Below are 14,002 nucleotides of genomic sequence, written 5' to 3' on the forward strand. Positions count from 1 at the left end.
TAAAAATAGAAGTCGGAGTTATGTCCTTAACAACATTCAAAAACTGTTATTACTAGACCCCACCCTAAATCAATTTATGGAGGATTAGTGCCAAAAATTAAAACGGATTACGAGATAGGACAAGATAATGTGTCACCCTTCGGACTGGACATTCACAACCCAGTCTTCATCATTTCAGGACTTTCAGTAGTCGCTTTTGTTTTACTAACCCTGATGTTTCAAGAACAAGCTGCAACATTTTTTAAGTGGTTGCGGCCAGCTGTTACCAGCACCTTTGATTGGTTTTTTCTAAGTGCCGCAAATATCTTTGTACTATTTGCCTTTTATCTCGCCTTATCGCCACTGGGTAAAATCAGGTTAGGCGGTCAAGACGCTACCCCGGATTACAACTATATTGGCTGGTTTGCGATGCTATTTGCCGCAGGCATGGGTATTGGCTTGATGTTCTTTGGTGTATCAGAACCGATGTCACACTTTAGTTCTTCCATGGGCGGTATCACAGTAGGCGAAGGCGGTGTAAGAACAGACTGGGCGCCTTTAGGTGCAGCCGCGGGAGATGCCGATGGTGCGCGTAAACTTGCCATGGCAGCCACTATTTTCCATTGGGGTCTTCACCCTTGGGCTATCTACGCCACTGTTGCATTAGCGCTAGCATTTTTCTCGTATAATCATAACTTACCTCTAACTTTACGCTCTGCATTTTACCCTTTATTGGGAGAGAGAGTCTGGGGCTGGCCAGGTCATCTTATTGACATAACCGCAGTTTTTGCAACCTTGTTTGGCCTAACAACCTCACTGGGTTTTGGTACCACGCAGGCACTTGCTGGTTTCAACTTTTTGTTTGGGTGGGGCACCGGTAGTGTAGCCGCATTCGTACTGGTTTCAGTGGTTACTTCCGTTGCATTAATATCAGTGCTACGTGGTTTGGATGGCGGCGTTAAAGTACTCTCCGAAATTAATATGGGACTTGCGCTTATACTTTTGCTTTTCATTATTATCGTAGGACCCACTGCTGATATTTTTCAATCTTTCTTCGCTGGAGGTCTAGAATACGTTAAGCAATTAATACCACTCTCGACGCCATTCGGTCGTGAAGATGTTAACTTCTCACAAGGCTGGACTTCCTTCTACTGGGCATGGTGGATTTCATGGTCTCCTTTCGTAGGCATGTTTATTGCTCGTGTATCACGTGGTAGAACAGTCAGAGAGTTTGTTCTCGCGGTAATAATCGTTCCTACACTTCTTTGTGTATTATGGATGAGCGCATTTGGTGGAGCAGCTATTTCACAAGTGATTGCAGATGCTGCAGCACCCGTTGCTAAAGTGGCTCAAGAGTTAAAACTGTTTGAAATGGTTAAAAACTTCCCATTTAGCAGCGTACTGTCCCTTATTGGCATTATTCTGGTTTTGGTATTCTTTGTCACCTCTTCTGACTCTGGTTCATTGGTTATCGACACCATTACTGCTGGCGGTAAAGAAGATGCTCCGGTAACACAACGTGTATTCTGGTGTACCTTCGAAGGCTTAGTTGCAATCACCTTATTATTGGTCGGTGGTAAAGAAGCACTGGGCGCATTACAAGCCATGGCGGTTTCTACCGGCTTGCCATTTACCTTTGTATTATTGGCAATGTGTGTGAGTTTGTATATTGGTTTAAGCAAAGCATCAAAGGCTTTAAAAAGCTGATATCAGTGGCTTTAGTTAACAACGAAAGCTAAATACCATAACTAAGGATAACTAAATACACCCCCTACTTATAAGCACTTTTTTACAGTTTAGAAAAAAGACGCTATAAGTAGGGGGGTGTATTTTCATTTAACAAGCATTAAGCGCTGATGCTATTCTCAATACTTTTTGCACCTTATGAGATTAGCTCAATGTTTTTCCTGAAACGTCTTTTGTTACCATTCACATTTATCACATCTACTATATCTATACTGCTTTTAAGCATTCTATTTTCAGGAATGGCATACGCTGATGATGAATTAGGGTCAGAATTTTTTCGTGATGCGGTAAGTCTGAAATCTCAAAAAGAGATTCCTGAATTTGCTAAACGTTATGGTTTTATTCAAGAAACTGACTCAGAGCGCTTGAACTTTTTTCAGAACAAAAAATCAGATACAACCATTCAGATACTCTCACCCAATGGACTTTACATATCACTAAGGCATGATGGCTACGAGAAAACCTGCGCCGCAGCTAAAGAAATGGCAAACGCTGTTTTGGTGAATCCTATATCATCTAAAAACGAGCTTTACTGGCCCGAACAAGCAACCATAATGTCGAGCTGGAAAGGGCAAGATGAACAAAGTCATGTGTCACTATACTGCGAACAATATGATGAAACGGGTTCCTCGAATATTGGAATTCGCATTAAATTGTCAAAGTGAACTTCTCATACCTTAAGTTGTGGATAGTTAAGTTGTTAACGCATATCGCACTTTTCTAATGACTTTATATAAATAAAGGACTGAGCTCAGAGTAGATATTTCTTATTGAATTTGATCTCTTTCCCTTGTGTCGCTATTGTTAACCAATGACCCAGAAAATATTGTGGCCGTAGTGTTGACTAAAGTATCCATCTTTACCTTTTTATTGAGCTTACTGTTACCGATAAACAGCTATGCCTGTGAAGCCCAGGTCGGCAGAAAAATCATCGACCAATTGATGAATAATCAGCTTAAACACGCGCAACGACTGCTATCCCATCAAATAAAAAGAGCCCCATCAGACCCCATGAATGGTTTCTTTGAAGGCGCTATTCAATGGGCATTATCCGGTGAAGGACAAAACAAGAAACGTGCACAACAAGCCTTATCTACCTTAGAAAAAAGCGTTAGACATTCACAGCGACAATTACAAACCAACCCAGAAAACCCAAAACATCTGTTAAATAGCGGCATGTCTCAGATGTTAGTCGCGAGAGCCTATGCCGGTCGTAAACAATGGATGGCGGCGTATAAAAATGGCAAACAGGCCAGACTAAAATTACAAAAACTGATGCGTGACTATCCTGATGAAAAAGATGGCTTAATTGGTATTGGTTTGTTTGAGTTCTATACCGGTTCTGTTCCCCCTGGTTTGCGCTGGTTGAGCAAATTAGTAAACTTTTCCGGTAATAGAAACAAAGGTATTCAATTAATCCATCAGGCAGTGAAAGAGAGCCCGATGTTTGCCCCGGAAGCAGGTCGAATGGTGGTCAATGAAATCATCTACAGTGGTTCAGATAATTTATGCCAGTATCTGGATTTAACCCAGACTCTGAGATCACGTTATCCGAATAATCCACAGTTTTCGTTTGCCTATCAAAAGGTTTTTAACAACTGTGGCTACTCTCAAAAAGCACTAAACGATAACCACAGAGCACAAAAACAATTCTCTAAATATCGCAAAATAGTTAATCGTTTTAAAGCACTTAAACTTTATATGTTGAGCAATTTGGGCAAGATCAAAGAACTCAACACATCTAAAACAACAACCCTAAGAGCCAGATACCATAAATACATTGCCCAAGGCATGTTCTATGACGCACGTGGTCAACGTAAAAAAGCCGTCACTTTCTATAAAAAAGCACAATCGCTTGCAGAGAAGAAGCAAGGGCAAAACAAAAGGTTAAACAAAAATATTCCTTATCTTAAAAAACCTTACAAACAACCTACACCACAAGCCATTGCAAAGCGTTATCCCATTGCAAATGGCTGTAGTTAGGTAATAAAAGTTAGTAAATTCTGATTAGTCCATACACACTGGTGTATTTGTTTCAGGGTCGATAGCCCAGTTAGAACAATTTGATTGTTCAGGGTTTTGCGCTGGGGCGGGAGCTGGTTCGGGGCTAACTTCTGCTTGCATTTGCGCATTGCTACCTCCACCCATATTTGCCAGTTCCGCTGCCATCTGGTCAGGGTAATCTAATTGCACGGGGACGAAATCAGAGGAAAATATGGCAGATTTGTATTTCATGATTCCATTGGGCTGTAAGGTAATTTCAAATGACTGCTTATCAATTAAGTTATAGCCGATGAATTTTCCCGGGGCTGCCTGTGTCATGTTTTGCATCGCGACCATCTCAGGCTCCACCTTCCAGAATATATAGGCAACCCAAGGATCTAAATTAATTCCTCGGCCACCTTCAAAACGAAAGTTTTTATTTAAAACCGCATTCTTCCAAATGCCGTCTATTGCCATCGGCTCGCCAGCGGGAACCTGGTCTGCATAGGGTAATTCTGCTTTCGCTGCAAACGCGGGATTCATCATGAAGAAAGACAATGTTAATAAAAAAGTGATAACAAGTTTTGAATGATTGAGTAAAGTTTTCATATTTGATCCTTAGGCTTAAGACCTGAATTTTGGTTACCCCTTAAATAGATTCAGGGGTAACTTTATTACTGGGGGATTATTTATAAACGCAACGCTTGAGTTTGAAATCGATTTTTAAACCGGGGTTGCAACCTGGTACTTGCTCTTGAATTGAACAAACACGTTGACCATTAGCACCACAATTTAGCTTTCTAACTTGTATGGCTTGTATGGCTTTAACATGACATTTCTCTGTTGTCAGATTGTGCTTTAGACCTTTCTTACAAGCCGGAACACTTTCCCAAGGCTTACAGGCGCGCTGGTTTCTCGCACCACAATTAACTACATTTGGACCTTTCAGGTTATAGAAAGATGTGTTGATTCGATTATAAGCACCCGCTTTACCTGATGCTCCAACTATTGCCGATGCAGAAATTCCATCCAGTTTCCCATTGTAATCAAACCAGATTCCTGTTCCCCCGCCAACGCCTGCACCCGCTTCAAAGGTAACACCATGTGTATCACTTCCTCTGGTATCAGCCGCACTTGAACCTTTAAATATACCCAGATTGAAGCCCCCAGCAAGACCAGCCTGAATTCCACCCGAATAGGCTTTTGTCTGATAGAACGTTGGGTTTGGTATTCTTCTTGTATTTGGGCTTTTAAAGAAATGATTCAACGCTTTTATATCGTAGGCAAACCCATTATCTGCAAATGCACCTACACCTAACGACCCTCCACCAGAATAGCCGATGGTTAGCGTTTTATACCCTTCTCGGCTTGCCTGAGAAACAATCTGTTTGATGCACGTTGATTGCCCAAGAACCAGACCGAAGTTAGCATCCTTGTTTTTGATCGCTTTCTTCAATGCCTTGATAAAACCCTTTTTCTTCTGTTTACCGTTTAGGCCTGCTTTTAGTAATGCAGCCGCTGGTGGATTTTTAAAGTAACAGCCGTAACCAGTAGCCATGATCTTGATTAATCCAAATGATTCATTCTTCACATTCTTGGCGGTTTTTATGAAGTTCTTAATATTAACTTTTTTTCTCTTTACACAATTACCTGTTGGCGGGTATCTACGAAGACCTTTATCACAAGCCACAACCCTCTCCCACTTTTTACATGCACGTTGATTCAACTTACCGCAATGCTTCATCGGAGGTACTATCACTTCACCCACTGTTTTATTTTTTACACAACGGAAGGTACGTTTGTCTCGATGTAAACCAAAATCACAAGCTTTAGGACGAGTAACTGTAATACGACATGCCATCTGCCCCAACTTGCCACAATTGGTTTGCTTGGGAGGAAGAACTGACTTCATCTTTCTGCAGCGTTTGGTATTTTTATCTCTGACTAATCCGAAGTCACAAGCTTTAGGACGAGTCACCGTAACTTTACAGGCATACTGATTTAACTTACCGCAGTTCTGCTGTTTTGGCGGAATGATCGACTTTACTTTTCTGCAACGGTTGGTGCGTTTATCTTTCACCAAATGAAGATCACAAGCTTTTAAGCGCGTCGCTGTAACCTTACAAGCATATTGACCTAATTTTCCGCAGTTTTTCTGCTTGGGCGGTAGAATTTTTCTATTTTTAACGCATCTGAATGTACGGCTATCGCGGTGTAAACCGAAATCACAGGCCTTCGGACGGGTCACTGTAATTCTGCATGCCATCTGATTTAGCTTGCCGCAATTCTTCTGTTTAGGTGGAAGTATTCTTTTATTGCGAACACAGCGTTTTGTTTTATAGTTTTTATGCAGGCCTTTATCACATGCCTTGAGGCGTTTAAATGTGACCTTACAGGCATATTGATTTAAGCCACCACAATTTGCGGCTTCGGCTTTACTCATCAACACAACATTTGATGCGAGTAAAAATAAAACTCCGAAAATGTATACCAGTGATGCATGAAATGATTCTGCTAATGCAGATCCGTTAGTTGAATCCAACTTCATTGCTAGTGTGTTCATGTCTCTATCCTCTATATTCTCTATAAGCGTTATTGCTAGTTTCTAGATTAGAGAAACCGAGGTTATTTTGTTATGGGGTAAATCCCCCATTTATATTTATTAGGTCGAAGCGGTCTGTACCACTTTTACTTATCGTTTTTTCCTCGCAATAACAGCTGCAACTTCAGCTGCATTTTTTATTATTTATGACTTTATATTTTATTGTAGTAAATAAATCACAGAATTTAAAATTTATTCAAACGGCAAATAAGGGATTCACCCCATATCAATAGATTGCTCCACACCTTATTCTCGGAATTTGATGTAAACAATTCAAGAAAACGAAAGAGAGTCAGGAAGTATGATCAGGGTCTATCAAGCCATTGCGCAATGCATAAGTGATCAATTCGGCGATCGAATGCACATTCAGTTTGTTCATCAAACTGGTGCGATGCTTGTCTACGGTTTTTGGGCTGATCACCAGAATATTCGCAATTTCTTTATTGGTTTTACCGGCGATGATCATATTCAGGGTTTGCTTTTCCCGTTCCGTCAAACTCTGGCTATTGTTGTACGACTCCATCAAATCAACAAAACTCTGTGCGATATAGCGCGTACCTCGAATTATCAACGGCAGTTTTTCATAAAGCTCCTGCATATCCGAGCCTTTGGAAAACATACCATCAACCCCCGCATCCAGAAGGTTACACACCAAACCCGGTGCATTGATTCCCGTCAGCACGACTATTTTAGTGTCTGGACTCCAGCGCTGAATATCATTAACAACTTCAGCGCCACCGGCCAATGGCATTGCGATATCCAGCAACAACACATGGGGTTTGTGGGTTTTAACCTCGGCAATCGCTTCAAAACCATTTTCCGCCTCTGCAACCACACTAATACCTTTGCGCTCAACCAGTCCTTTGGTTTCAAGCGCCACTCTCAAACCTTGACGCACAATTTGATGATCATCGGCTATGATAGCGGTGTACTCTGGACTGACAGTTTCAACAGACATTTATGGAATAGATTTCCGCAAAAGGTAATTGTGATACCCTCACTGTATATCAACTACTATGACTAATTCTAGAACCTTCATTCTTTTTCGGTGTTTTTTAATCACATTGCTATTGGGATGCAATCTTGTCGCGCACGCTCAGAATTCAAACACCGAAAATACACAAGCGCAAAACTCAACCGTTGATATCAGCAGCCTAGCCTATATTGAAGACCCTCAACTTACATTAAGCAAAGATGCTGCCCTCACTCAATTAATGTCTGAACAGGCTATACAGTTAGAGAATGCTATATTCAATGTCGGCAGCCACGACTCTCATTTCTGGCTATTGCTTAGCATTAACAACAATACAGAGCAGACATCATTACAAAAGCTCGTAGCAAGAGTGCCCTATCGACTAGGCCTGCAAGCCTTTCTAGTCAACACGAATCAAAACAATAGATTCGAACTCATTCTAAACGAAGATCAAACCACGCCCTTTTCAGCGCGCAAAAGTAACTTTAGATTGCTCAATACCGAGTTGATTGAAATCCTGCCCAACGAAACAACTAACATTTTAATCAGTTATGAAACGCGCGGATCAACATTCCTCCCGTTCTCCCTGGAATCACCATTAAGTTTTGCCGAAATCGTCAATGCGGATAATGTATTAAGTGCCTGGTTTTACGCGGTTGGCTTATCACTAGGACTGCTATTCCTGCTACTAACACTTATCATGAAAAGCCCAATCGGCAGTTATTACGCCACACTGTTTTTGCTCGGTCTATTATTAATCGCGACCATCGACGGCTTCTCCTTTAAGTTTATCTGGCCCGATTCACCACGCTGGAATCAGAGCGCAGCGCTTTACATACTATTATTTATAAACGCAGCCGGCTTCTATATCAGCAGCAAAGTCTCCAACTTAGGGGTTAACCAAATACTGTTTAAAAAAATCAGTTTAGCTCTGGCGTTCATTAATTTGCTACTAATCGCTTTTGTCGTCAAGGGAGACTTCTCCGTAATTTCTGCAATCGCCAATGTCTTTTTATTCCTGATGCTCCTGTTTAACGTGATTGCGATGAGTAGCTGGATAAGCTCCAAAAGAAACAAATTCACCACCTTAACGATGGTCATTATTACCTTCTTTGTCGGTGTACTGGCTGTGCTATTTTTCTTCTCGCAAAACTTACCCGATGCCTTCATCAGCTATGCCAATTACACAACCTATTTACTGATCGGTATCGCGGTCATGACAATCATCAGCGCTCAAATGTTAGGCTTAAGAAAAGACCATGAGATCGCTTTGGAAAAGCAGCTAGAAGCCATAAAACGCGAAGCAGAGATGAATAAATCACTGTTTGAAGCGGAAAAAAACTATTCGCGAGTACGCGAAGTCGCCCGACAAAGACAACAACAACTCGCTACCGCCAGCCATGATATTCGACAACCCCTGATCTCGTTAAGATCAACCATGGACAGTATTTCACACAAACAAAGCCCCGAAATAAAACAGCAATTACACGATGCCTTTGATTATATGGAACAGCTTTGTAATAGCTATTTGCAGGAATCACGACCTGAAGAAGTAAACGCATTAGAAGAAACAGGGGAAGCAAAAACAGCAGGTTCAGATTATCAAATCAGTCATTCACTCAATGTAGCTGGGGAGGAAAGTGCAGACGAAAACACCACAATCATTTCTTCAGAGATTGAGCCATACCCAGTCTCGCTGATTCTATCTACCATCAAACAAATGTTCGAAACCGAAGCTCTCGCAAAAGGGCTTGAATTCCGAATGGTAAATTCCAGTTTTATCACTCAACTCCCGCCATTAGTATTGATGCGCATCGTTTCCAACTTCACATCAAATGCGATTAAAAACACCAATAAAGGGAAAGTCCTAATTGGATGCCGTCGTCTCAATAATGGAATAAGAATTGAAGTTCATGACACCGGCAATGGAATCAAGAATGAAGCCATCGATAAATTACAACAGCTTTACCAAAAGGGCGAAAGCTCGGACGGTGAAGGTTTAGGTTTAGCCATCACAAGAGAATTGGCAGAACAGCATAATCTTAAAATAAGTATTCATTCAATCGAGAATAAAGGCTCTTGCTTTGCCCTTGAAATATAAAATGTCACCCCCCTACTTATAGCCTGTTTTTTTAATTCAAATGGGGGATTCACCCCATACCTTAGCTATCACCCGATCTCTATAGTTATTTCCGTAGCACATACAACTTTACTCACTATTTCGGAGATCACTATGAATAACTTAATGCGCATAAGCACTGTCCTTTGTCTCAATGCTTTTCTCGTTGCCTGTGGCGGCGGTGGCGGAGGGTCAGATAATTCCTCAACACCGCCAGATGACGTCACAACCAGCTGTAACAAATCCTTTACTCAAGACGATGTCTATATCGTAGATCTTAGCCAACACTCTTCATCCGGTGTCGCCTGTACCATGACGGCAGATCGTGAAGAGATCGCCAGCTGTGTTGAAGATCGTATAAGAGCCAAATTTGCAGATGCGCCAGCTTGTTTATCTAAATTCGACATCTTTGTGCCAGGCACTAATGCTGAAAATGGAGACTACAAACAATTCACATCCATCATATCACCCAATGCAGGTCGTACTTACCTATCCTTACAGTACAGTGATAACTCAGATATATTCGATGCGATTAACTACGATAACAGCGTAAGCGATGCAGCTAACGCGCTTGATGATTTGCTATACACACTAAAAACCCGCTTCAATAAGCCTGATGTTAGTGTGTTTGGCCATAGTAAAGGATCAGATTCAACTGCACGGGTCTCCACGTACATTGCACATGATGATGTTGACTTCTATGCATTTGCACAGGCGGGACGCACCCCGGAATCAGTGCGTGGTACACCCGGTTATATCCATAAATTGAGTGACAATCTGGTTGGAATTACCTGGCAAAATGATGAAGTGAAATTCTACAACGGTGGTAGTACAGGTTATCAAACACCTGAGATTTGGGGCTTTCCCGGTTATATCAATCAAACCAGTGGAGGGTTAACGGTACAACCGTTGCGCATAGATCACCACAATAACTATGGCGGTGATTACACCGAAGAAAACCAGCCTTACTGCGCTACAGGTAATAAGGCATCAATGGTAGCAACCGCAGAATGTAAAAAGAATAATGACGTGAGTTTTGTACCCTACTTCTGGGGTGATGATCAATGTACCTCACAGGCATTCAAATTGATGAATTCAGGTAATATCGGTGATAAACATTACATCGGTTATTCAGGTCCTCGTACGGATAATTGTAAGGATACTACAGGCACTGTAAACGCAAGTTATGAGCTGGTGTACCGTATGAATCTGGCTGATCAGGATGACTGTCGATACGATATGAACTTGTCATTTAAAGGTCTAGATTTCGGTATAAATCGTGCGGACGGAGGAAATATCAAAATTTCAAGCACACGAGATACAAACTGGCTTAAAAAAACTGGCACGATAAACCTACCACTCCATATGCGACTTGGCGTCTCAGCAAGTATGAAAGATATATCCGGTCCAATTTCAAAATGTATTAATTATCTAGACGCACAAAGCGAATCTTACATCGATAAGCTAAAAGTGACATTTGAACACCCTGAAACCGGCAGAATCATCAACCGCACTCTTATCGGAAATGCAGAAGGCATCGAGTATTTCTGGCCACAGAAAGTCACCGGTAAGAATAATGTTGCATGGCGAAAAGATAGTGGCTCATGGGATATGCATTATGGCATTCCACCAAGTAATCCAACGCATGGTGGGGCTTTAATGGTTAAAGGTAAGACAGGAGATGGATATGGCGGTGAATTTTATAAGTGGGTACATTTGGTAGATTGATTATCTATTTTGATGATTCATGGAAAAGGGGCAGTTTACTGTCCCTTTTTTTATACTACTTAACAAAATGAGTAAAAATAGTTTCCTGAAATATTAGCTCAACAATAATACATCGAAGTACATCGACAACTCCTTCGGGTAACGGCAATGAGCTTAGTTGGTTTTTGCTTGACCTGGATAAGCCACCCCCCACCTTTGAGGCACTTTTATAAAAAGTGCCTCAAAGGTGGGGGGTGGCTTCATCATTAATTCGATTAAATTACAACCAGCGAACGATCTTCTCATTCGTTACCCATTGGTAACTTTCATCTGCATCGCCACAACCATTGCAGCTGCTTCCGCACGATGCGCCCTGCTCTGCGATCTTACCTTTTTTAATCCAGTATTCGAGCGCAAGCTTCGCAGCTTCTTTGCTGATATCGAAATGAATGGAGACATCGTTTAACGAAGATTGCTGGCGTTGTTGTATGTAGTTTCTGATTTCACCGAGTTTCATGGTTAGCTCACCGAAGAGTTCAATGGCTTATGATTATCCGGCTCTTTATTACCTACGACCTTAAACGCGTAAATTGTTGCCGTCAGTATCGCTAACAAACTTACCACCCAGATAATTGATTGTGTTGGGTGCTGTGAGATAGTGGCTAACTGGTAGAAAATCACAGCTGTGGCATAGGCTAAACCAGTGGTCCAGCCAATACCTAATAAACCCCAGCCCACTGATGTTTCACGAATCATTGCGCCTGTTGCAGCGACACAGGGGAAATACAAAAGAATAAACAAAAGATAAGCGAATGCGCCAATTTTGCCATCAAAACGTTTATGCATGGCACCAAACGTTGAAATATCTATCTCCTGAATTGCAGCCGCTTCTTCCTGACTTGCAACATCAGCGACGGTTGATAAACCAAGCGGATCAGATAAGCTACTTGCCACATCTTTTAAATTAGCAGGAATTGTTAAAAAAGCTACTTTCAGACTTGTTGATAAAACAAACGGCTCCTTTTCGCTGACTTCTGTAACGGGTTTGTCTATTCCAGAATACAAAGCATCAAGTGTACCTACCACGACTTCTTTTGCTAATAAGCCTGTGATGATGCCTACGGTTGCTGGCCAGTTGTCTTCTTCAATACCCATCGGCTTAAAAATGGGCGTTACCGTTCTGGCTGTTGCACTAAGTACTGATTTATCTGAGTTCTCATTACCAAAGCTAAAATCAGTGCCTATTGAATTCGATACATTAATGATCGTGACGACGATGATAATGATCTGCCCTGCACCAAAAATAAACCCTTTGAGCTTGCCCCAACTATTCAATAATACACTGTTGATACTAGGAATCTGGTAATTCGGTAACTCCATAAAAAAGTCTTCCGCTTCGCCTTTCAATAGGGTTTTACGCAGGATGAAACCCGTCATGATGGCAAATAAGATACCAATCAAATACAACAAAAAAACAATATTCTGCCCGCCTACGGGGAAGAAAGCCGCAGCAAATAAAGCATAAACCGCAAGACGCGCACCGCACGACATAAAAGGAGACATCATTACGGTGATGATGCGTTCGCGAGCATCATCCAGAGTACGTGTCGCCATAATACCGGGAACGTTACAACCGAATCCGACAATCAACGGCACAAATGCTTTGCCCGAAATACCCAGCTTGCGCATAAAGTGATCCATCACAAATGCCGCACGCGACATATAACCGGACTCTTCAAGAATCGTTAGAAACAGAAATAATGCGCCAATAATAGGAATAAACGTGGCAACAACCTGAACACCACCACCAAAGCCATTAGCGACTATGGTAATCAACCATTGAGGCAGACCGATACTTGCCATCAGACTTCCCAAACCATCAACAAAAAAGGCTTGAGCGGTGAGATCAAATACATCAATAAAAGCACCGCCAATATTGATACTGAAGGTGAATAGCAAATACATCATCGCTAAAAAGATCGGCACACCGAGCCAGTTACCCAGCACATATTTATCGATTTTGTCAGAACGTGTTCGGCTGACTTTGCCCTGCTCTGTAACAACTTGCTTTGCCAACTCTGTGGCTTTTTCAAAACGAACTTCTGCCAGAAGAAAATCGAGTTCTTCACCCGTTTTTTCTTCAATATCAGCGATCATCTTCGCCGTTATTGTGGACTGATTTTCCTGCAATATTTTCAATGCTTCTGGTCGATTACACTGATTTTTGCGTTCTAATTCAGCTAACGCAATCTCAACATTCTCATCGTATTGAAGCGCGAAATCTTCTGGATTATTGTTGGCCTGACTTGTTTTGAGCAGTTGCTTTTGTATCTGCGCTGAGGTCTGGCCATCTTTTAACGATATCGGGATTACAGGGCACTTCAGTTGTTTAGATAACTCTTCGACATTGATTTTCATCCCCCGCTTATTCGCCACATCGATCATATTCAAATAGACCAATGTCGGAATACCCAGTTCGCGCAATTGCAGGGTTAGGTATAAACCTCTTTCCAGAGTGCTGGCATCAAGAATATTGACGAAGATATGTTCAGGACAATCGAGGCAGAATTTACGCGCAATGACTTCATCTTCAGAGGCATCGGAATAATCCAGTGAGTAAGTCCCGGGTAAATCGATAACACGAATGCTTTGACCGTTATATTTGAAGTAGCCTTGCTTGCGTTCAACCGTAACACCTGGCCAGTTACCGGTACTTTGACGTGATCCTGTGAGCTTATTAAATAAGGTGGTTTTACCCGCGTTCGGGTTACCCACTAGTGCTATTTTCAAATCACCACATGGGGTGTTTTCGCGATCGCAAACTTCACCACCACAACATTTTTTAGCCATCTTTTATACCAGAACCGTTATTTCAAACTGTGTTAACTAGTGA

10 protein-coding genes are annotated in these 14,002 nt (G+C 41.8%); 5 read left to right on the top strand and 5 right to left on the bottom strand.

All coding sequences use genetic code 11. The features are described 5' to 3' along the window. Positions 1-87 precede the first annotated feature (87 nt). The 3 genes from Q1A31_RS17655 (at position 88) to Q1A31_RS17665 (ending at position 3,708) form a co-directional block, all read left to right on the top strand. Positions 88-1,686, top strand: a complete 1,599-nt coding sequence (locus Q1A31_RS17655; RefSeq protein ID WP_299879896.1) for a BCCT family transporter — start codon at positions 88-90, stop codon at positions 1,684-1,686. Positions 1,687-1,964: 278 nt separating this feature from the next. Next, positions 1,965-2,390: a hypothetical protein gene (locus Q1A31_RS17660; protein WP_299879899.1), complete on the top strand. Its 426-nt coding sequence runs from the start codon at positions 1,965-1,967 to the stop codon at positions 2,388-2,390. 136 nt (positions 2,391-2,526) lie between these two features. Then, the gene (locus Q1A31_RS17665; protein WP_299879902.1) at positions 2,527-3,708 is read left to right on the top strand and encodes a hypothetical protein; all 1,182 of its coding nucleotides are present in this window, start codon (positions 2,527-2,529) and stop codon (positions 3,706-3,708) included. Positions 3,709-3,732: 24 nt separating this feature from the next. Here Q1A31_RS17665 and Q1A31_RS17670 read toward each other — a convergent pair whose 3' ends face one another. The 3 genes from Q1A31_RS17670 to Q1A31_RS17680 form a co-directional block, all read right to left on the bottom strand. Next, complete coding sequence (locus Q1A31_RS17670) at positions 3,733-4,317, bottom strand: hypothetical protein (RefSeq protein ID WP_299879905.1); 585 nt, start codon at positions 4,315-4,317, stop codon at positions 3,733-3,735. A gap of 76 nt (positions 4,318-4,393) precedes the next feature. Continuing rightward, positions 4,394-6,271 carry a hypothetical protein gene (locus tag Q1A31_RS17675; RefSeq protein ID WP_299879908.1) on the bottom strand — a complete coding sequence of 626 codons (1,878 nt, stop codon included), beginning with the start codon at positions 6,269-6,271 and terminating at the stop codon, positions 4,394-4,396. A 331-nt stretch (positions 6,272-6,602) separates the two neighbouring features. Further along, positions 6,603-7,268 carry a response regulator transcription factor gene (locus Q1A31_RS17680; RefSeq protein WP_299879912.1) on the bottom strand — a complete coding sequence of 222 codons (666 nt, stop codon included), beginning with the start codon at positions 7,266-7,268 and terminating at the stop codon, positions 6,603-6,605. A 58-nt stretch (positions 7,269-7,326) separates the two neighbouring features. On the opposite strand from Q1A31_RS17680, the gene Q1A31_RS17685 reads away from it, so the two are divergent. Together Q1A31_RS17685 and Q1A31_RS17690 are read left to right on the top strand one after the other, a co-directional pair. Next, the gene (locus Q1A31_RS17685) at positions 7,327-9,384 is read left to right on the top strand and encodes an ATP-binding protein (protein ID WP_299879914.1); all 2,058 of its coding nucleotides are present in this window, start codon (positions 7,327-7,329) and stop codon (positions 9,382-9,384) included. Positions 9,385-9,516: 132 nt separating this feature from the next. After that, entirely contained in the window at positions 9,517-11,130 is a 1,614-nt protein-coding gene (locus Q1A31_RS17690; protein ID WP_299879917.1) for a hypothetical protein, read from the top strand. 259 nt (positions 11,131-11,389) lie between these two features. Here Q1A31_RS17690 and Q1A31_RS17695 read toward each other — a convergent pair whose 3' ends face one another. Next, complete coding sequence (locus Q1A31_RS17695; RefSeq protein ID WP_299879920.1) at positions 11,390-11,626, bottom strand: FeoC-like transcriptional regulator; 237 nt, start codon at positions 11,624-11,626, stop codon at positions 11,390-11,392. 2 nt (positions 11,627-11,628) lie between these two features. Next, positions 11,629-13,959, bottom strand: a complete 2,331-nt coding sequence (gene feoB / locus Q1A31_RS17700; RefSeq protein WP_299879923.1) for a Fe(2+) transporter permease subunit FeoB — start codon at positions 13,957-13,959, stop codon at positions 11,629-11,631. Positions 13,960-14,002 lie beyond the last annotated feature (43 nt).

It is taken from the genome of uncultured Cocleimonas sp. (assembly GCF_947495625.1).
Taxonomy (GTDB): domain Bacteria; phylum Pseudomonadota; class Gammaproteobacteria; order Thiotrichales; family Thiotrichaceae; genus Cocleimonas.